The sequence below is a fragment of the Micromonospora sp. NBC_00421 genome, from assembly GCF_036017915.1.
Taxonomy (GTDB): Bacteria; Actinomycetota; Actinomycetes; order Mycobacteriales; family Micromonosporaceae; genus Micromonospora.
In genome coordinates this window covers 4031470-4050208 of sequence record NZ_CP107929.1, presented here as the reverse complement: position 1 = coordinate 4050208, position 18739 = coordinate 4031470, and the positions used below count along the sequence as shown (strand labels likewise).

The 18739-nt window shown below is 72.5% G+C and carries 18 protein-coding genes and 2 pseudogenes; 15 read left to right on the top strand and 5 right to left on the bottom strand.

Features of this window, described 5'->3' with window-relative positions; all coding sequences use genetic code 11:
* Positions 1–42: 42 nt before the first annotated feature.
* The 3 genes from mnhG to OHQ87_RS16730 all read left to right on the top strand — a co-directional run bounded on the left by mnhG (position 43) and on the right by OHQ87_RS16730 (position 3013).
* Positions 43–408, top strand: coding sequence for a monovalent cation/H(+) antiporter subunit G (mnhG, locus tag OHQ87_RS16740; protein WP_442930472.1), 366 nt, complete (start codon positions 43–45; stop codon positions 406–408).
* Between the two features lie 161 nt (positions 409–569).
* Positions 570–1952, top strand: a complete 1383-nt coding sequence (locus tag OHQ87_RS16735; RefSeq protein ID WP_328338888.1) for a hemolysin family protein — start codon at positions 570–572, stop codon at positions 1950–1952.
* Positions 1949–3013: a hemolysin family protein gene (locus OHQ87_RS16730; protein ID WP_328338886.1), complete on the top strand. Its 1065-nt coding sequence runs from the start codon at positions 1949–1951 to the stop codon at positions 3011–3013. Before OHQ87_RS16735 ends, OHQ87_RS16730 begins: the two co-directional genes overlap by 4 nt.
* Before the next feature lie 75 nt (positions 3014–3088).
* Here the strand turns inward: OHQ87_RS16730 and OHQ87_RS16725 are convergent, their stop codons facing one another.
* Complete coding sequence (locus tag OHQ87_RS16725) at positions 3089–3649, bottom strand: hypothetical protein (RefSeq protein ID WP_328338884.1); 561 nt, start codon at positions 3647–3649, stop codon at positions 3089–3091.
* A 233-nt stretch (positions 3650–3882) separates the two neighbouring features.
* On the opposite strand from OHQ87_RS16725, the gene OHQ87_RS16720 reads away from it, so the two are divergent.
* The gene (locus OHQ87_RS16720) at positions 3883–4803 is read left to right on the top strand and encodes a sporulation protein (protein WP_328338882.1); all 921 of its coding nucleotides are present in this window, start codon (positions 3883–3885) and stop codon (positions 4801–4803) included.
* Positions 4804–4959: 156 nt separating this feature from the next.
* Here OHQ87_RS16720 and leuE read toward each other — a convergent pair whose 3' ends face one another.
* Positions 4960–5625, bottom strand: coding sequence for a leucine efflux protein LeuE (gene leuE / locus OHQ87_RS16715; RefSeq protein ID WP_328338880.1), 666 nt, complete (start codon positions 5623–5625; stop codon positions 4960–4962).
* A 2-nt stretch (positions 5626–5627) separates the two neighbouring features.
* On the bottom strand, positions 5628–6956 hold the full coding sequence (locus OHQ87_RS16710; protein WP_328338878.1) for a bifunctional pyridoxamine 5'-phosphate oxidase family protein/GNAT family N-acetyltransferase: 1329 nt from the start codon (positions 6954–6956) through the stop codon (positions 5628–5630).
* A gap of 38 nt (positions 6957–6994) precedes the next feature.
* Between OHQ87_RS16710 and OHQ87_RS16705 the strand changes: the two genes are divergently transcribed.
* Entirely contained in the window at positions 6995–8335 is a 1341-nt protein-coding gene (locus OHQ87_RS16705) for an aminotransferase class I/II-fold pyridoxal phosphate-dependent enzyme (protein WP_328338876.1), read from the top strand.
* Here OHQ87_RS16705 and OHQ87_RS16700 read toward each other — a convergent pair.
* The gene (locus tag OHQ87_RS16700; RefSeq protein ID WP_328338874.1) at positions 8325–8585 is read right to left on the bottom strand and encodes a hypothetical protein; all 261 of its coding nucleotides are present in this window, start codon (positions 8583–8585) and stop codon (positions 8325–8327) included. The two genes, OHQ87_RS16705 and OHQ87_RS16700, sit on opposite strands and share 11 nt — an antisense overlap.
* The gene (locus OHQ87_RS16695) at positions 8582–8788 is read right to left on the bottom strand and encodes a hypothetical protein (RefSeq protein WP_328338872.1); all 207 of its coding nucleotides are present in this window, start codon (positions 8786–8788) and stop codon (positions 8582–8584) included. Before OHQ87_RS16695 ends, OHQ87_RS16700 begins: the two co-directional genes overlap by 4 nt.
* 313 nt (positions 8789–9101) lie before the next feature.
* Between OHQ87_RS16695 and OHQ87_RS16690 the strand changes: the two genes are divergently transcribed.
* From OHQ87_RS16690 to rny, 10 genes and pseudogenes are all read left to right on the top strand, one after another.
* Positions 9102–9305: a helix-turn-helix transcriptional regulator gene (locus OHQ87_RS16690; RefSeq protein WP_442930470.1), complete on the top strand. Its 204-nt coding sequence runs from the start codon at positions 9102–9104 to the stop codon at positions 9303–9305.
* Positions 9306–9389: 84 nt separating this feature from the next.
* A complete protein-coding gene (locus tag OHQ87_RS16685) occupies positions 9390–10079 on the top strand; it encodes a UdgX family uracil-DNA binding protein (protein ID WP_328338870.1) in 690 nt (229 codons plus the stop codon).
* A 141-nt stretch (positions 10080–10220) separates the two neighbouring features.
* Positions 10221–11546 carry an MFS transporter gene (locus OHQ87_RS16680; RefSeq protein WP_328338868.1) on the top strand — a complete coding sequence of 442 codons (1326 nt, stop codon included), beginning with the start codon at positions 10221–10223 and terminating at the stop codon, positions 11544–11546.
* A gap of 4 nt (positions 11547–11550) precedes the next feature.
* Complete coding sequence (locus OHQ87_RS16675; RefSeq protein ID WP_091249479.1) at positions 11551–11751, top strand: DUF3046 domain-containing protein; 201 nt, start codon at positions 11551–11553, stop codon at positions 11749–11751.
* Positions 11752–11935: 184 nt separating this feature from the next.
* Positions 11936–12787: pseudogene (recA, locus tag OHQ87_RS16670) on the top strand (recombinase RecA); the annotation flags it as partial.
* Positions 12788–13402 (top strand): annotated as a pseudogene (locus tag OHQ87_RS16665) (intein-containing recombinase RecA); the annotation flags it as partial.
* Positions 13403–13573: 171 nt separating this feature from the next.
* Positions 13574–14074, top strand: coding sequence for a hypothetical protein (locus OHQ87_RS16660; RefSeq protein ID WP_374102177.1), 501 nt, complete (start codon positions 13574–13576; stop codon positions 14072–14074).
* 14 nt (positions 14075–14088) lie between these two features.
* Complete coding sequence (locus OHQ87_RS16655) at positions 14089–14823, top strand: regulatory protein RecX (RefSeq protein ID WP_328338864.1); 735 nt, start codon at positions 14089–14091, stop codon at positions 14821–14823.
* A 6-nt stretch (positions 14824–14829) separates the two neighbouring features.
* Entirely contained in the window at positions 14830–15543 is a 714-nt protein-coding gene (locus tag OHQ87_RS16650) for a 3-keto-5-aminohexanoate cleavage protein (protein ID WP_328338862.1), read from the top strand.
* 1341 nt (positions 15544–16884) lie between these two features.
* Positions 16885–18651, top strand: coding sequence for a ribonuclease Y (gene rny, locus OHQ87_RS16645; protein ID WP_328338860.1), 1767 nt, complete (start codon positions 16885–16887; stop codon positions 18649–18651).
* Positions 18652–18739: the final 88 nt, after the last annotated feature.

Here is an 18739-nt window from a genome sequence, read left to right as displayed (position 1 = left end):
TCGCGGTCGGACGAGGCCTGCGCCGGCCACCGGGGAGCAGCCGTGAGCGTGGGTACGGTGCTCGACTGGCTGGCCGCCGTCGCCCTGGTCGCCGGGGCGCTGCTCAGCCTCGTCGCCGGGATCGGCGTGCTGCGCTTCCCGGACGTGCTGGACCGGATGCACGCCGCCACCAAACCCCAGGTGCTCGGGGTGCTGCTGCTGCTCGTCGGCTTGGCGCTGCGGCTGCGTACCACCGCCGATCTGGGCATGATCGTGCTGGTCGGGGTGTTCCAGTTGGCCACCGCGCCGGTGGCCGCCCAGATGATCGGCCGGGCCGCCTACCGGTCGGGCCGGGTCGACCGCAGCCTGCTCGACGTCGACGAGTTGGCCGAGCCCGAACCCGAGCGCCGGCCGCGGGCTGGTGGATAGCGGGACGAGCAGGAACTTTGTGCCCACCCCCAGCGGGCTCGCAGCGAGCGCGGATAGAATTGCCGGATGATCGACTCTTCTGCCCAGGAGGGCAGCAGTAGCCAGCCGGGTCGTGCCCGGCAATCCCTTGCCCCGGCGTCCACGGGAGCCCTGAGCGACCCGTGTTGATCGTCGTCGGCCTCGCACTCATCATCGTTCTCACCGCCGCCACCGGCTACTTCGTCGCCCAGGAGTTCGGCTATGTCGCCGTCGACCGGGGCAAACTCAAGCAGCTCGCCGACGACGGCGACGCCAAGGCGGCCCGCGCCCTGGAGGTCACCGGGCGGTTGTCGTTCATGCTCTCCGGCGCGCAGCTCGGCATCACGGTGACCGCCCTGCTCGTCGGTTACGCCGCCGAGCCCTACCTCGGCGGCGGGCTGGCCGAGCTGCTCGGCGGCGTCGGCGTCGCAAGCAGCGTCAGCCTGCCGCTGTCGGTGGCGTTGGCCCTGGTCATCGCCACCGTCGTGCAGATGGTCCTCGGCGAGCTGGCCCCCAAGAACCTGGCCATCGCCCGACCCGAGCCGCTGGCCCGTGCGCTGAGCCGGTCCACCCTGATCTACCTGAAGGTGGCCGGGCCGCTGATCACCCTCTTCGACCGGGCCGCCGTCCGGCTGCTGCGCCGCCTCGGCATCGAGCCGATCGAGGAGCTGCCCAGCGGTGCCACCCCCGCCGACCTGGAACAGATCATCGCCGAGTCCCGGGAGGAGGGGCACCTCGACGCCGAGATGTCCGACCTGCTCGACAGGGGTCTCGACTTCCGGGAGCTGACCGCCGGGGAGGCCATGGTCCCCCGGGTCGACGTGCACACCATCCGGGCACACGAGCCGGTCAGCCGGGTCGTCGAGCTGCTCGACACCGGCCACTCCCGCTTCCCGGTACGCGGTGCCGACGGCGTCGACGACCTGGTCGGCGTGATCGGCATCTCCGACGTGCTCGGGGTGCCCCCGGCAGAGCGGGCCACCACCCCGGTCAGCGCGGTGGCCGTACCGCCGCTGCTGGTGCCGGAGACGTTGCCACTGCCCACGGTGCTGGACCGGCTGCGGTCCGGGCACCGGCAGCTCGCCTGCGTGGTCGACGAGTACGGCGGCTTCGCCGGCGTGATCACGCTGGAGGACATCGCCGAGGAGCTGGTCGGGCCGATCCGTGACGAGGACGACCCGCCCGACCGGGCCCCGGCCCGCCAGGAGGACGGCTCCTGGGTGGTGCCGGCCCGCTGGCGGATCGACGAGGTCGCCGACAGCACAGGCATCTCCCTGCCCGAGGCCCCCGAGTACGACACCCTCTCCGGGCTGGTCATGCGGGAGCTGGGCCGGGTGCCCGAGGTGGGTGACCGGCTGGAGATCACGCTACCGGCCGACGGCGAGGAGCCGGCGGAGCGGCCGAAGGCCCTGGTCGAGGTGCTCACGGTGGACCGGCACGTGGCCGACTCCGTCCGGCTCACCATGGCCGACGACCCGGGCGGGGCGGACAGCCACGCCGCCCGCAGTGGGGAGGAACGGTCATGAGCCCCGTTGTCGCACTGCTGGTCTCGGTGCTGCTGCTCGCGCTCAACGGCTTCTTCGTGGCCGCCGAGTTCGCCCTGGTGGCGGCGAAGCGCTACCGGCTGGAACAGACCGCCGCCGGTGGCGGTCGGGCCGCCCGCGCCGCCCTGGACGGGGTACGCGAACTGTCCCTGATGCTGGCCGGCGCGCAGCTCGGCATCACCCTGTGCACGCTGGGCCTGGGCGCGTTGGCCGAACCGGCGATCGAGCACCTGCTCAGCCCGCTGCTGCACGCGGTCGGGCTGCCGGCGGCGGCCAGCCACGTCGTCGCGCTGGTCTTCGCGCTGGGGCTGGTGACGTTCCTGCACCTGGTGGTCGGCGAGATGGCCCCGAAGTCCTGGGCGATCACCGACGCCGAGCGCTCGGCGACGCTGCTGGCGCTGCCGTTCCGGGCCTTCGCCCGGGTCGCCCGGCCGGTGCTGTCCCTGCTCAACGCCCTGGCCAACGTGATGCTACGGCTGGTCGGGGTGCAGCAGCAGGACCAGCTCGCCCAGGTCCACGGCCCGGACGAGCTGCGCATCCTGCTGGAGCAGTCCCGCGAGCACGGGTTGCTCGGCGCCGAGCAGCACCAGATGCTGACCAGCATGCTGGAGTTGCAGGGCACCACCGTCGCCCAGGTGATGGAACCCTTCGACCAGATCGTCACGGTGCACCGGGACGACACCGCCGAGCGGATCGAACAGGTCAGCCGGGACAGCGGCCGGTCCCGGCTCGCCGTCCTCGACGGCGGCGGCGAGGTGTGCGGGCTGGTGCACGTCCGGGAGGCGGTCCGGGCGGTCACCACCGGCCGGGCGGCCACCGCAGCCGAGCTGATGAGCCGGTCGTTCACCCTGCCGGCCACCTCCTCGGTCACCGAAGCGGTCGCCGCGATGCGCGCCGACCAGGCCCAGTTGGCGCTGGTCCGCAACGGTGGCGGCCCGACCCGGCCGATCGGCTTCGTGGCGCTGGAGGACCTGCTCGAAGAGGTCATCGGCGAGTTCGACGACGAGACCGACCCGATCCCCCGGGGTCGCCGCCTGCGCTGACCTGGAGCGTGGTGGGGGTGGGATCCCACCACGCTCCGGCGCCACCCTGCCGGCCGCCAGGGGCACCCGAGCGGCTCAGTCGTGGAGAGTGACGTCGGGCAGCGGTCGGCCGGTGGCGTCGAACAACGCGGCCCCACAGTCGCAGCGCTCGTCGGCCAGGGTCTGGGTCGCCGACAGTTGCCAGATCAGCATCTCCGCACAGTTCGGGCAGTCCAGGCTGACCGCTGTCTCCTCGGGTGGCGAGTTCCAGGCCCGCACCGGGAGGCCCTGGTGCGTCAACCCGGTCAGCTCACGCCCACCGGTCGGCGCGACGAGCACCTCGTAGGTGTCGGTGCCGTTGTCCCACACCATCAGCGTGCAGCCGAGATCTGCCAGCACACCGGCCAGATGATCGAGCTGGCGTACCGGGAAGTCACCGCGACGTAGGGTCGGATCGGCCTCGGCGGCGCGGTAGACGACTGTGGTGTCGACGTCTGTCGGTGCTGCCCCGAAGGCCAGTACCCGACCGGCCACGAACGCCGCCAGCTGACCCGGGTGCTCCTCACCGGTCCAGTCCATCCCGAACATCACATCCTCGACCCGGACCCGCCGGGCCCGCTCGTCGGGGGTCAGGACCAGCTCTTCCAGCTCTGTCACGACGAGCACGGTATCAACTGCCGGGCCTGGGTTCGCTCCCCATGGCGTCGAGGAATGCCGGGCCGGACAGGGGGAATCCAGCACCTCGCGCCGTGCCGGTGACGGGTCGCTCGGCTGGCCCGGATGAGCTGCCGGCGACCGGTCCGGGCGCGACGGCGACCGGTCCGGCAGCGGTCTGCGGGGGCAGGCGGCCGGGACGGGGTGGACAGGCGGCGACGGGGGGAGCGGCGGGGATGCGGTTGACCGGAGTGTCCCCGGAGTCCGGGGGGACCGGGTTGGCGGTGAGCACCACCCTGACCAATCCGAGCACCCGCCCGGGGCTGCGGTTGCCGGGGCGGGTGATGCTCACCGCCGGGTCGCGGGACGTGCCGATCCGACACGTACGCCTCGGACTGGTGGCCACCGCCGAACCGGACGACCCCCGCGCACCCCGCAGTCTCGTGCAGTATCACCAGGTGCCGGTGGGGGGCCGGTTCGTCGTACCGGCCGGGCGGCGGCGGGCCATCGACTTCGCGGTGCCTCTGCCCTGGGAGACCCCGGTGACGATCTTCGGCGGGGTGCCGTTGATGAGCCTGCGTACCGGGCTGCGTACCGAGGTGTCGGTGGATCCGCAGCTGGACCAGGGTGCGCTGGTGCCGATCTTCGTCCATCCGCTCCCCACCCAGCAGCATGTGCTCGCGGCGCTGGACACCCTCGGCTTCGTGCTGCGGCAGGCGGGCCTGGTGGCCAGCCGGTTGCCGGGGGTGGAACAGGGCCTACCGGTGCACCAACGTCTCGGCTACTGGGTCGCCCCGCTCTACGCCGGCCCGATCACCGAGCTGGAACTGATCTTCGTGGCCAACTCCGCCGGCCTGGAGGTGCTGCTCTGGATGGACCGGCGACTCTCGCTGACCGGGATCAGTCACCAGAGCATCAGCCGGTTCCGGATCTGGCACACCGGTGCCGAGCAACGGGACTGGGTCTCCGTCGTGGACGGCTGGTTGCGGGCGGCGATCAACCGGCACGCGGCGGCGGCCTCGCACGCACACTGGTCGGCCCGGATCACCGAGTCGGCCCACGTCAGTCGCCGACCGGACGCGCCGGTCGCGCCCGGTTACGGGTTGGGCGGCACCGGCGGCGGCGGGGGTATCGGCGGTGGCGGCGACGGCACCTGACCCGGCCGGTCCCGCGCGTGCCGACCGGCCGTGGACCGGTGACCGTGCGCTGTCCGGTCCCGCCCTGCGCTGCGGCCGATCCGCGTGCCTGGCTTGCAGGAGGGTGCCGCGCGTCCGGTCGGGCGGTCTCCGGCACCCCGGTCGGTGGGCTCGGCGTCAGACCGAGGCGGTGGCGAGCTTGATGCCGAAGCCCAGGAAGAGCACGGCGACGCCGGTGGTCGCCCCCGCGGCGAGCCGCCGACGCTGCCGGAACTGGGCGGCCAGGAAGGTGCCCGCGAAGATCAACGCGGTGAGGTAGAGCACGCTGGTCACCTGGGCGATCAGCCCGAGTAGCAGGAACGACAGCGCCGGCCAGGCGTAACCCGGGTCGACGAACTGGATGAAGAACGAGATGAAGAAGAGGATCGCCTTCGGGTTGAGCAGGCTGATCATCAGCGCCTTGCGGAACGGGCTGCGCAGCGCTGCCGGCTCGGCGGCGTCGATCAACCGGGGTGCCGCCGGGTCGTGGCGGTCGCGCCAACGCCGCGAGGCCCCGCGCAGCATGGTCAACCCGACGTACCCGAGGTAGGCCGCGCCGGCGTACTTGATCACGAGAAAGAGCGGCGGGTACGCCTTGAGTAGTGAGGCCACCCCGGCGGCGGAGAGGAGCATCAGCACCGCATCGCCGAGGAACACCCCGCCCGCCGCCCGGTAGCCGACCGCCACACCCCGCTTGGCGGCGGTGGAGAGCACGAAGAGGGAGTTCGGCCCCGGCAGCAGGATGATCGCCACCGTGCCCAACACGTACGTCCAGATGTCGGTGATGCCCAGCACGCCCGCCATCCTCACCCCACCGGTGCCGTAGGACGAAGTCTTTTCCGCAGGCTGGCCTGTGCGTTCGGCCACTCGTTGATCGTCATCGCGTATTGCACGGTGTCCCGCCAGGAGCCGTCGGGCCGTTGGCGGTGCATCCGCAGCACGCCCTCCCGGGCCGCGCCGAGCCGTTCGATCGCCGCCTGGGAGCGGGTGTTGCGGAGGTCGGTGTGCCAGACCACGCGCACCGCCCCCAGCTCGTCGAACGCCCGGCCGAGCAGCAGCAGCTTGGTCTCGGTGTTCACGCCGCTGCGCCACCACGGGCGGCCGAGCCAGGTGTAGCCGATCGCGACGCTGCGGCGCTCCGGGTCGACCTCGTAGAACGAGGTGGTGCCGACCACCGCTCCCGTCCGGGGGCAACGCTGCACCCAGGGCACCCGTTCGCCGCGCTGCCGGGCGGCCAACGCGGTGGCGACGATCGCCCGCATCGCGGCCGGGTCGGCGGGCAGCGGGCGGCCCAGGTGGGCCCAGACCTCCGGCTCGGCGGTGGCGGCGAAGAGCTCGTCGGCGTGCGCCAGGGCCAGTGGCTCCAGCAGCACGTGCGCGCCGCGCATCGGCACCGGCTCCCGCCACCGGGCCCCGCCGGAGTCCGACCCCGGCAACCCGGCGGAACCCGGTTCCGGCAACCCGGCGGGACCGGACCGTGCAGATCGTCCCGGCGGGCCGGTGGCGGGCAGGTAGGTCGGGACGGGGGCGACCACTCCGGCGTCCGGCTCGGGTGGGCCGGCGGTCAGCCGGAGCGGCACCACCCCGGCCCAGTGCGGTAGGCCGAGGTCGGCCGGCTCGTCGCCGACCCCGCCGGTGCGGGACCGCATCGACACCTCGTGCAGGGGCAGGGCCAGGACTGCCGTCTCGGCCAGCTCCCGCCGGGACGGCGGCCGGCTGTCGGCGGCCCGCCCGGCCCCGACCTTCTCCACCAGGGCGGTCAGCACCGCGCGCTTGTCGTCCTCGCCGGTGACCAGGCGGGCGCTGCCGTGCGCGACGACGGAGCGGTAGTTGGCGCTGTGGTGGAACTGCGAGCGCGCGTAGACCAGCCCGTCGAGCAGGGTCACCGTCACGCAGACCGGCAGCCCGGCGTCACCCCGGGCGGCGAGCAGCGGCCGGCTGCCGGTGGACCCGTGCAGGTAGAGGGTGTCGCCGATGCGGACGTGCAGGGTCGGCAGCAGTCGTGGCTCGCCGTCGACCACGAACCCCAGCACGCAGTGGTACGCCTCGTCGAGCACGGCGTGGGCGGCGGCCCGGTCGTAGCTCATCCGGTCCCGGGTGCGGCTGGCGGTGGTGCGTGCGGTCGACGCGTACATGTGACATCCCGCCTTTGTGCTAGTACGATCCTGAAACTGTGGCAGCACATTATCAGATCCTCGGGTCCACGTCCGCCGCGATTTCGGCGAGCGTGGAAACCGGCATCCGCACCGGCGTTCTCGCCGCCGGCGACGCGTTGCCGCCGGTCCGCACGCTGGCCGCCGACCTGGCGGTCAGCCCGGCCACCGTCGCCCGTGCCTACCAGGAGCTGCGCCAGCGGGGCCTGGTCGCCACCGCCGGCCGGCACGGCACCCGGGTGCGGCCCCGGCCGCCGGTCGCCACCCGCCGCGCCGCCCGGCACCCCGCGCCCGCCCCCGGCACCCGCGACCTGTCCCAGGGTCAGCCCGACCTCCGGCTGCTGCCGCCGCTCGGCCCGCACCTGGCCGCGCTCGCCGCCGACATCGGCCCGCCCGCCGGCTACGCCTCGACCGGCGTGCACCCCGCACTGGCCGAGGCAGCCCGTTCCCGGCTCGCCGCCGACGGGGTGCCCGCCGACGAGCTGACCGTCACCGGGGGAGCACTCGACGGCATCGAGCGGCTGCTCGCCAGCCAGCTGCGCCCCGGCGACGCGGTCGGGGTGGAGGATCCGGGCTGGGCCAACCTGTTCGACCTGGTCGCCGCGCTCGGCCTGCGGCCGGTCGGCGTCCCGGTCGACGACGACGGGCCGACCGTCGCCGGGGTCCGGGATGCGCTGATCCTGGGGGTACGGGCGTTGGTGGTCACCAGCCGGGCGCAGAACCCGACAGGTGCCGCCGTCTCCGCCGACCGGGCCGAAGCCCTGCGGGCGCTGCTCGCCGGCCGGTCCGACCTGCTATTGATCGAGGACGACCACGCCGCCGAGCTGTCCCGCCTGCCCCTGCACCCGCTGGCCGGGGCCACTCCGAGCTGGGCGTTCGTCCGCTCGGTGAGCAAGCCCTTCGGGCCTGACCTGCGGCTGGCGGTGCTGGCCGGTGACGAGGTGACGGTCTCCCGGGTGGCCGGTCGGGCCCGGGTGGGCGCCGGCTGGGTCTCCACAGTCCTGCAACGACTCGTCCTGTCGCTCTGGCGCGACCCGGCCACCACGAGCCTGGTCCACCGGGCCGCCGAGGCGTACGACAGCCGCCGCTCCGGCCTGCTCGCCGCGCTCGCAGACCGGGGCCTGGCGGGGCACGGCCGCAGCGGCATCAACGTCTGGCTGCCGGTGCCCGACGAGACCACCACGGTCACCGCCCTGCGCGACACCGGCTGGTCGGTCGCTCCCGGCGGCCTCTACCGGATCGGCGCCCCGCCCGCCGTCCGGATCACGGTCAGCTCGCTCGACGACGCCGACCTCACGCCACTGGCCGACGCGGTCGCGGCGGCGGTCCGCCCCACCGACCCGATCGGCTTCACCGCCTGACCCGGTCCGTCGGCCTTCTCCTGCCGGGCTGCGCGGGGACGGGAGCGGGTGGTGTGGTCAATCCCGCCGGCTGCACGAAGATCCTCCGGCGGGAGACCGCATCCCCGGCCGCGTTCAGCTGGTATCCCTCCAACCAGACCCATCCGTCGTACGTCGGCCAGTCGAGCACCCGGATGACCCGGAACCGGATGGGCCGGAGAAACTGCACGCTGGCGGCCCTGGTCACGTACACCAGATCGCCGGCCTTCATCGGCCCTTCCGGTCTCGCCGGGCGCGCAACTCTCGCTGCACGCGTCGCTCGCGCCAGACGCGCAGCGTCTCGCCCGCGTCGACCAGGCGGGCACAGGAGCCGTCAGGCTGGCAGCGGGAGCAGGCGTTGCGATGGTGGAAGTCGACGACGTAGCCGGCCATCAGCACCGCGAACGGTGGCTCGGCGGGTCGCTGCTCATACATCTGGCCAGAACCCCCGGTTGAGCTTGCGGGCATTCCGTGCCCGCCACCTGACCTCGGGAGTCAGCTGGCGGGGCACCGCCGGACGGGCGTCGGCGGCAGCGTCCTTCCCGGGTGTCCCGGTCGCGGGCCGGGGCCTGATCTGCTGTACGACGTCGACAGGTTCAGCAGGCCGCTGAAACCACTTCCCACGAGTCATGCGTGCTCCTCCTGACGCCGGGGTTACGTGACGTAAACGGTACATCAAGGGAGCGTGTTAGGTAGCCTGTGTAAGCTACTGGAAGCGTGCGCTATCTCTGCCCGTAGCGTTTGTTCCGTGGGACTGGCGTTGATGGGGGCAGCGGAGATCCAGGAGCGTCTGGGTATCTCCCGACAGCGCGCGTACATTTTGATCAACCGGCGAGACTTCCCCGCCCCGACTGCCACCCTCAAGATGGGCAACGTCTGGTTGAAGTCCGACGTGGAGGCGTGGATCGCCGAGAAACGTCCGCACCTGCTCGAAAGCGACGAGGAAGCATAGGGGAATCCCTGGCTGACGGGTTGCGGCCGGGAAGCCCGGAGGGTCCCTCGTGGACGTCCCGCCAGACCGGGTAGAACAGTCGCCATGGCCGAGCAGACCGACCCACCCGGTGCCCAGCAGTTCATCCCGCCGCAGGCCGGCACACTTGCCGAACTGCGTACCGCCGCCGCTGGCTGCCGGGGCTGTGAGCTGCACCGGGACGCCACCCAGACCGTCTTCGGCCGGGGCGACGAGAGCGCCCGGGTGGTCTTCGTCGGCGAGCAGCCCGGCGACCTGGAGGACCAGCACGGGCTGCCCTTCGTCGGCCCCGCCGGGCGACTGCTGCGCCGGGCGGTCGACGACGCCGGCCTCGACCCGGCCCACCTCTACATCACCAACGCGGTGAAGCACTTCCGACACGAGCTGCGCGGCCGGCGGCGCATCCACCAGACCCCGGACCGGGTGCACGTCGTCGCCTGCCGGCCGTGGCTGGTCGCCGAGTTCGCCCGGCTCCGCCCCGAACTGGTGGTGGTGCTCGGCGCGACGGCGGCGAAGGCCCTGCTCGGCCCGGCGTTCCGGGTCACCCGGCAACGCGGCGCGCTGCTGCCCTGGCCGGCCGCCGCCGAACACCCGGACGACTTCACCCGGGTCCCGGAGGACCGCGTCGGCACGGTCGACGCCCGGGTGCTGGCCACCATCCACCCGTCGGCGGTGCTGCGCGCCGACAACCAGGATGTCGCCTACCGGGGGTTGGTCGACGACCTCATGGTGGCCGCCCGCGCCCTGGCCGGCTGACCGGGTGCGGGTCCCGGCACGGCGGCACGGGGAACGGGACGGGGCGTTCCCGACCACACCCCGCCGCGCGCCGACCGGTAACCCCGGTGCGGGCGGGCGGCCGGCTGCGCGACGATGGGCCCCCCGAACCAGGAGCGTGTGATGACCGCCGACCTGCGCGCGCCCACCCGGCCCGACGTCGCCCCGATCCAGCGGCGCACGCTGCGCCTGCTCTTCGTCACGCAGATCATCGGTGGGGTCGGGGTGGCCATCGGGATCTCGGTCGGGGCGCTGCTGGCGGCCCGGGTCGCCGGCACCGCCGTGGCCGGGCTGGCGCAGAGTTGCGGGGTGGTCGGCGCGGCGCTGCTCGCCGTACCGGTCACCCGGATCATGAACGGGCACGGGCGTCGCCCGGGGCTGGTGGTGGCGTACCTGGTCGGGGCAGTCGGGGCACTGCTGGTGGTGCTCGCCACGGTCACCGGTGGGGTGCCGCTGCTCTTCCTGGGGATGCTGCTGTTCGGCGGCGGCACGGCGGCCAACCTCCAGGCCCGCTACACGGCGGTGGACCTCGCCGAGCCGGCCCGCCGGGGCCGGCAACTCTCCCTGGTCGTCTGGGCCACCACCATCGGCTCGGTGGCGGCACCCAACTTCGCCGCGCTCGCCGACGGGGTCACCCGGGGCTGGGGCCTGCCGTCGCTGTCCGGCCCGTTCGCGTTCAGCGCCGTCGCGTTCGGCCTGGCTGCGGTCGTACTGCTGCTGCTGTTGCGGCCGGATCCGCTGCTCACCGCGCGGCGGCTCGCGGCGGCCGACGCCGGGACACCGCCGGTGGCCGGGACCGCCGCGTCGCCGGTGACGGACACCGCGCCGGGCGCGCGGCGGGTCGGCATGCGGGCGGCCTGGCGGGTGGTCCGTGGGCGACCGGCCGCCCGGCTGGGCATCGCCGCCGTCGCGGTCGGCCACCTGGTGATGGTCGCGGTGATGGCGATGACCCCGGTGCGCCTCGGCGAGTCGCACTCCGACGCGGACGTGCTGCGGGTCGTCGGCATCGTGCTGAGCCTGCACATCGCCGGCATGTACGCGTTCTCCCCGGTGGTGGGCTGGCTCACCGACCGGCTGGGCCGACGCGCGGTGATCCTCGGTGGGGTCGGCATGTTGCTGGCCGCCTGCGCGGTGGCCGGCACCGCCGGGCACCACACGCCGCGCCTCTCGGTCGGCCTGGCCCTGCTCGGGCTGGGCTGGTCGGCGACCATGGTGGCCGGCTCGACGTTGCTGTCCGAGGCGGTGCCGGCCGGGGTACGCCCCAGCGTGCAGGGGCTGTCCGACCTGACGATGGGGCTGGCCGGGGCGGGCGCTGCGGCGGCCAGCGGGTTCGTCATGCGGGTGGCGGGCTATCCGACGCTCACCCTGCTGGCGGCGATCGCGGCGGTGCCGCTGGTGGCGCTAGCGTTGCGTCGGGTGCCGCCGACGGCACCCGACGAGGAGGAGTGATCACGTGCGGCTGACCGACTTCTGGACCCGGCTGGACGAGGCGTTCGGGCCGGGCTACGCGGCCAGCATCGCCAGCGACCAGGTGCTCTCCCAACTCGACGGGCGGACCATCACGCAGGCGCTCGCCGCCGGTGAGCAGACCCACGTCGTGTGGCGGGCGGTGGTCGCCGCGTACCCCGACCGGGTGCCCGCCCGGCTACGTTGAGCTGCCGTTCCGGCACTTCCGCGTGTCGCTTGCCGACTCGTACACCTGTTCGGCTATTGTCCACAGCGGGGTGCTCGTCCACAGCTCACGGCCCGTCGGCTGGTTTTCTGTCGGACCCAGCGCCTAGCGTGTCCGCGTGACGCGAAGCTCAGGAAAGACGCCGGCGAAGGCAGGAGTGGCAAACATGGCCGCAGGGCCCGACCGGGAGAAGGCACTCGACCTTGCTCTCGCTCAGATCGACAAGCAGTTCGGCAAGGGGTCGGTGATGCGGCTGGGCGAGCGCCCGGTCGTCCAGACGTCGGTGATCACGACCGGCTCCATCGCGCTCGACGTGGCGCTCGGGGTGGGTGGCCTGCCCCGGGGCCGGGTCGTCGAGATCTACGGCCCCGAGTCCAGCGGTAAGACCACGGTCGCCCTGCACGCGGTGGCCAACGCCCAGCGGGCCGGCGGCATCGCCGCCTTCGTCGACGCCGAGCACGCGCTCGACCCCGACTACGCGAAGGCGCTCGGCGTCGACACCGACGCCCTGCTGGTCTCCCAGCCGGACACCGGTGAGCAGGCGCTGGAGATCGTCGACATGCTGGTCCGCTCCGGCGCGATCGACATCATCGTGATCGACTCGGTGGCGGCCCTGGTGCCGCGCGCCGAGATCGAGGGCGAGATGGGCGACAGCCACGTCGGTCTCCAGGCCCGGCTGATGAGCCAGGCGCTGCGGAAGATCACCGGCGTGCTCAACAACACCGGCACCACGGCGATCTTCATCAACCAGCTCCGCGAGAAGATCGGCGTCATGTTCGGATGTATGTCGTACTCGACCAGGGTGACCCTGGCCGACGGCACCCAGGAGAAGATCGGCAAGATCGTCAATCAGCGGATGGACGTCGAGGTTCTCTCCTACAACCCGGAAACCGACCGGGTGGAGCCGAAGCGGATCACCAACTGGTTCAACAACGGCCCTGCCGAGCAGTTCCTCCAGTTCACCGTGGCGAAGTCGGGCGGCAATGGCCGCGCACAGTTCGCCGCCACCGCCAATCACATGATTCGTACGCCCGGCGGTTGGCGGGAGGCTGGCGAGTTGATCGCCGGTGACCGGGTCATGCTGGCTGAGCCGCGGCGGCTGAGTGAGCAGCAGTGGCAGGTCGTGCTCGGTTCCCTGATGGGTGACGGTGCCCTCTCGCCCAACCGGGCAGACCGCTCTGGTGTCCGGTTCCGCCTCGGGCACGGCGCGGCGCAGGTCGACTATCTCGACTGGAAGGCGTCCCTGCTCGGCAACATCACCCACTCCCGCCGCACCGATGATCGTGGCGCTGCGTTCGTCGACTTCACGCCGCTGCCCGAGTTGGACGAGCTGCGTCGCGCGGTCTACCTGGGCGACGGCAGGAAGCACCTCAGCTGGGACTACCTCAAGGCCCTGACCCCGCTGGCCCTCGCGGTGTGGTACATGGACGACGGGTGCTTCACCGTCCGCTCCAAGGGTGTGCAGGAGCGTACCGCCGGTGGCTCCGGGCGGATCGAGATCTGCGTGGAGGCGATGGCGGAGGGCAGCCGTGATCGGCTGGTCGAGCACCTGCGCGACGCGTACGGCATGGAGGTGAAGCTGGTTGCCCGGGGTGCCCGGGGGACCGCGTCGATCATCTTCACCACGGCGTCGTCCGCCCGGTTCCAGGAGTTGGTTGCGCCGTACGTGCCGGCGGCGATGGAGTCGAAGCTGCTGCCGCGGTTCCGGGGGCAGTGCGCGGTCGAGCCGCAGTTCGCCTCAGTGGAGCTCACCCCGGTGCCGGCGCGGATCATCGACGTGCACGTCAAGCCTCGGACCCGCTCGATGAACCGGTTCGACATCGAGGTCGAGGGCAACCACAACTACTTCGTCGACGGGGTCATGGTGCACAACAGCCCCGAGACGACCACCGGTGGTCGGGCGCTGAAGTTCTACGCCTCGGTCCGGCTCGACGTGCGCCGCATCGAGAGCCTCAAGGACGGCACCGACGTGGTCGGTAACCGCACCCGGGTCAAGGTCGTCAAGAACAAGGTCGCCGCGCCGTTCAAGCAGGCCGAGTTCGACATCATGTACGGCAAGGGCATCTCCCGCGAGGGCTCGCTGATCGACGTCGGCGTGGAGCAGGCGATCATCCGCAAGTCCGGTGCCTGGTACACCTACGACGGTGACCAGCTCGGCCAGGGCAAGGAGAAGGCCCGGGAGTTCCTCAAGGAGAACCCGGACGTGGCCGCCGAGATCGAGAAGAAGATCCTGGAGAAGCTCGGCGTCGGGGTCGGCGCGAGTGATGCCGCCGGTGGCCCCGAGCTGCCGCCTGTCGACTTCTGACCGGTAGCGGTCGGATGGCAGGACGACGCGCCCGCACGGGGCGGGGCTGGGATGCCGCCCCTCCCCGCGCGGGTACCGACCACTCATCCCGGGCCGATGCCCACGACCCGGCCGGCACCGCCGACGGCCCGCCCTGGGCCGAAGGCACCAGCTCCCGGCGGGGTCGCCGGGGGCGGCCCGACGGGGCCGAGTCGACCCCGGTCGAGTCGACGCCCCGCGACGAGGGCGAGCTGGCCCGGGAGATCTGCCTGCGGCAGCTCGCGGTGCGTCCGCGTACCCGGGCCGAGCTGGCCGGGGCGTTGGCCAAGAAGGGCATCTCCGACGAGGTGTCCGCTCAGGTGCTCGACCGCTACGACGAGGTCGGCATCATCGACGACGCCGCCTTCGCCCGCGCCTGGGTCTCCAGCCGGCACAACGGTCGCGGTCTGGCCCGCCGGGCGCTCGCCAACGAGCTGCGTCAGCGTGGTGTGGACGGCGAAGTGGCAAGCGAGGCCCTCGGCGAGTTGGACGAGGAGACCGAGGCGGCCACCGCCCGTGCCCTGGTCGACCGGAAACTACGGACCGCCCGGGGCGAACCCGACGCGGTGTTCCGGCGGCTGGTCGGCATGCTCGCCCGCAAGGGCTACCCACCCGGGGTGGCGATCCGGGCGGTGAAGGACGCGCTGGCCGCCCAGAGCGCCGAGGCCGCCGAGTTCGCCGAGCAGATCGACGCCGACGCGCTGGCCGAGGCCGAGGGCGAGCGGGGCTGACCGGGCGTGTGGAAGGCGTCCCTCAACGGCACCCGTTCGCGTGCCGAGCACCCCGCCGTGCCGTTGACCGCCGCCGAGCTGGCCGCCGACGCGGTCCGCTGTGCGGCGCTGGGGGTGGCGGCGGTGCACGTACACCCCCGGGACGCCGAGGGGGTCGAGTCGCTGTCGCCGCTGGTGATCGCCGACGCGGTGACCGCCATCCGCGCCGCCCGGCCCGGCCTGCCGGTGGGGGTGAGCACCGGGGCGTGGATCGCGCCCGACCCGACCGCCCGGGTCGCCGCCGTACGCGCCTGGTCGGTGCTGCCCGACTTCGCCTCGGTCAACGCGCACGAGGACGGTGCCGAGGCGGTCGCGGCGGCCCTGCACGAGCGCGGCGTGCTGGTCGAGGCCGGCCTCTGGACGGTGGACGCGGTCCGGGCCTGGCGACGCTGGCGGGTGCCGGCCGGTCGGCTCCTGGTCGAGTGCCTGGCCGACGATCCGGACCAGGCGCTGGCCGACGCCGCCGACATGCTCGCCACCCTCGCCGCTCTCGCCCCCGGCGGTCCTCCGGTGCTGCTGCACGGCGAAGGACCCGCCACCTGGCCGGTGCTCCTCGACGCGGTACGCCGGGGTCTGGACACCCGGATCGGCCTGGAGGACACCCTCCACCTCCCGGACGGTGCACCGGCCCCCGACAACGCCGCCCTGGTGGCACACGCCCACGCCCTGGGCACCACCTGATCCCTGCCTGATCCCGCTGACCCTGCCTGATTCCGCTTGGCCCGCCGATTCCGCCCGGCTCCTCGCCCCTGTTGCCTGGCCCTTCACTCCTGGCTCGGTGGAGCAGCGGGGGCGGGGCTGGGCAACGTGCCTGGCTGGGTGGAGCAGCAGGGGCGGAGGCTGGGCAACGGGAGTAATAGGCCGGGCAACAGGAGGAACAAGCCGGGTAACGGGAGTGAAGGGACCGGCCCCACCGGCTCATGCTGCGGTTTCCGCTGGTTCCCCCTGTCCCTCTGTCCCCCTGTCCCTCTGTCCCTCTGTCCCCTTTGTCCCCCCTGTCCGGCTCTCCGCGGTCGTCGTCCGATCTCATCCGCTCCGGATCGGGTGGCACCCGCAAGATTGTGCTCGATCCTGGTTGTCAACACCGTTGCGTCAACGCCGTGGGCGGCTGGTAAACCCGGGACAGGAAGTGCCCGATCGGGGAGCGGGGTGGGCGGCCCGCTTGGCGATCATGGAGTGGTGGTGCCGACTTTGGGGGCTTTGCGGGCGTTCTGTTACCCACCACAACTCCATGATCGGCGAGGCAGCGCTGGTTGACGAACAGCCGTTCCACCTAACGCAACGGTGTTGACCTGGTTGTAGTGGTATCCGTCGCGTTCGAGGCCACTACAACCAGGAACGTTCGAGGCCACTACAACCCCAGGAACGTTCGAGGCCACTACAACCAGGAAATAATGCGATCTTGTAGGCGCAGGCGCAGGCGCAGGCGCAGGCGAGTGGGGGCGGGGCGGGGGGACGATCGGGGTTGCGGGGAGCGGTCTGGTCCGGAGGGTGATCGGTGGGGCGTACCGCTGGGAGGTTTGTGGTCTCGTGTCCGGACTTGCATCACCAATGGGTGACGTTGCCAACTCTCTCCGTTCGGGGGGTTTGATCATGAGTTCTTGACCGATCGGCCTTCCGAGACCTAGCCTCGCCATACAGGCTCACTTTGCCCGACCAGCGCAGGCTAAGCGCACAACATAGATCTCGTAACAGAACCGCATCACTTTGGCCAGCTCCACCGGCCTTGACGGTCGTTCCGGACAGCCGGTCCGGAGCCGACCCGACAACTGCACCCGGCTGTCGGCGATGCCGCATGGGCACCGCCGACGGAGAGCTATCCCCACGGCCAGCCGCTCGGTCGGGCGTCCAGAGCCGCAGAGGTGCGTGCCCATCGGCACGGTTCCCCTGCGGCGTAGACGTTTGGGGAGGCACGACCATGGTGGGTCGGCACAGGGACCGGGGGTCCCCAGGAGGCGGTGGCGAGCGCGGGTGCGCCGACGCGGTGTGGCGGCCCACCGGCCCTGGTGACGGGACATCGGCATGAACACCTTCGACGTGGTGCTCCTGGTCGTCGTCGGGGTCCTCGCCCTGGTGGTGGTCGGTGCCGTCCTGATCGGCGTCCGGGCGTTGCGCCGCATCGGTGCCGCCCCGGCCCCGGAGGACCCCGCCTTTATCGCCGAGAAGGACCGTCAGGAACAGTCGCTTGCCGCGTTGCGGACCGCCGCCGACGAGGTGAACAGCACCATCGACGTGGCGAAGTCCGCCGCCTCGGCGGCCCGTGCCGAGGCGGCCGGGGCCAAGGCGGAGGCGAAGTCGGCCCGGGCGGAGGCCCGGCGGGTCCTCGACGACGCCCGGGCCGAGGCGGACACCGTCCTGGAGCGCGCCCACAAGCAGGCCGAGGCGGACGCCGAGCAGTTGCGCGCCAGCGCCCGGCGCAGCGGTGAGCGTGAGGTGGCGGTGCTCGCCGCCACGACGCGGGAGCAGGCGGCCGAGGTGGAACGCCGGGCCGCCCGGATGGACGAGCGGGAGCGGCTGCACACCGAGGAGGTGGAGCGGCTGGCCGAACGCGAGCGGCAGCTCACCGCCGCCAGCGCCGCGTTGGCCGAGCGGGAGGCGGCGATCAGCGCCCGGGAGGCGGCGCTGACGGTGGCCGAGGAGCAGCGGCGTCGGGAGTTGGAACGCGTCGCCGGGCTGACCGCCGATTCGGCCCGCACGGAGCTGATCGAGGTGATCGAGACCCAGGCGAAGCGGGAGGCGGCGCTGCTGGTGCGGGACATCGAGTCCGACGCCCGCAACACCGCCGAGCAGCGCGCCCGGCACATCGTGGTGGACGCCATCCAGCGGGTGGCCAGCGAGCAGACCGCGGAGAGCGTGGTAAGCGTGCTGCACCTGCCGGGGGACGAGATGAAGGGGCGGATCATCGGCCGGGAGGGGCGCAACATCCGCGCCTTCGAGTCGGTGACCGGGGTCAACCTGATCATCGACGACACCCCGGAGGCGGTGCTGCTCTCCTGCTTCGACCCGGTGCGCCGCGAGGTCGGCCGGCTCACCCTGGAGAAGTTGGTCCTCGACGGCCGGATCCATCCGCACCGGATCGAGGAGGTGCACGACCTGGCCCGGCAGGAGGTGGAGGAGCTGTGCCACCGGGCCGCCGAGGACGCGCTGGTGGAGGTGGGCATCACCGAGATCCACCCCGAGCTGGTCACCCTGCTCGGTCGGCTGCGCTACCGGACGTCGTACGGGCAGAACGTGCTCAAGCACCTGGTGGAGACCGCGCACATCGCCGGGATCATGGCCGCCGAGCTGCGGTTGGACGTGCCGACGATAAAGCGGTCGGCGTTCCTGCACGACATCGGCAAGGCGCTCACCCACGAGGTGGAGGGCAGCCACGCGATCATCGGCGCCGACCTGGCCCGCAAGTACGGCGAGAGCGAGGACGTGGTGCACGCCATCGAGGCGCACCACAACGAGGTGCCGCCGCAGACCATCGAGGCGGTCCTCACCCAGGCGTCCGACGCCTGCTCGGGCGGTCGGCCCGGGGCCCGGCGGGAGAGCCTGGAGGCGTACGTCAAGCGGTTGGAACGGATCGAGGAGATCGCGGCCGGCAAGATCGGCGTGGAGAAGGTCTTCGCCATGCAGGCGGGCCGGGAGATCCGGGTGATGGTCAAGCCGGACGACGTCGACGACATCGGCGCGGCGGTCCTCGCGCGGGACGTGGCCAAGCAGATCGAGGAGGAGCTGACCTACCCGGGGCAGATCCGGGTGACAGTGGTCCGCGAGTCCCGGGTCACCGAGATCGCCCGCTGACCCACCACCCGGCCGCTTCACCACTCACGCGCTCTGCTACCGGTCGGCCCGCCGCCGGCCCACCGGAATGCGTGACGAGAGTGACCTG

Bases quoted from the DNA above. Each gene is read 5' to 3' on its own strand.
- rny (WP_328338860.1), top strand. From the start codon at position 16,885: ATGAACACCTTCGACGTGGTGCTCCTGGTCGTCGTCGGGGTCCTCGCC.
- OHQ87_RS16660 (WP_374102177.1), top strand. From the start codon at position 13,574: ATGAACCGGTTCGACATCGAGGTCGAGGGCAACCACAACTACTTCGTC.
- OHQ87_RS16730 (WP_328338886.1), top strand. From the start codon at position 1,949: ATGAGCCCCGTTGTCGCACTGCTGGTCTCGGTGCTGCTGCTCGCGCTC.
- OHQ87_RS16680 (WP_328338868.1), top strand. From the start codon at position 10,221: ATGACCGCCGACCTGCGCGCGCCCACCCGGCCCGACGTCGCCCCGATC.
- OHQ87_RS16720 (WP_328338882.1), top strand. From the start codon at position 3,883: ATGCGGTTGACCGGAGTGTCCCCGGAGTCCGGGGGGACCGGGTTGGCG.
- OHQ87_RS16700 (WP_328338874.1), bottom strand. From the start codon at position 8,585: ATGAAGGCCGGCGATCTGGTGTACGTGACCAGGGCCGCCAGCGTGCAG.
- leuE (WP_328338880.1), bottom strand. From the start codon at position 5,625: ATGGCGGGCGTGCTGGGCATCACCGACATCTGGACGTACGTGTTGGGC.
- OHQ87_RS16695 (WP_328338872.1), bottom strand. From the start codon at position 8,788: ATGTATGAGCAGCGACCCGCCGAGCCACCGTTCGCGGTGCTGATGGCC.
- OHQ87_RS16685 (WP_328338870.1), top strand. From the start codon at position 9,390: ATGGCCGAGCAGACCGACCCACCCGGTGCCCAGCAGTTCATCCCGCCG.
- OHQ87_RS16655 (WP_328338864.1), top strand. From the start codon at position 14,089: ATGGCAGGACGACGCGCCCGCACGGGGCGGGGCTGGGATGCCGCCCCT.
- OHQ87_RS16710 (WP_328338878.1), bottom strand. From the start codon at position 6,956: ATGTACGCGTCGACCGCACGCACCACCGCCAGCCGCACCCGGGACCGG.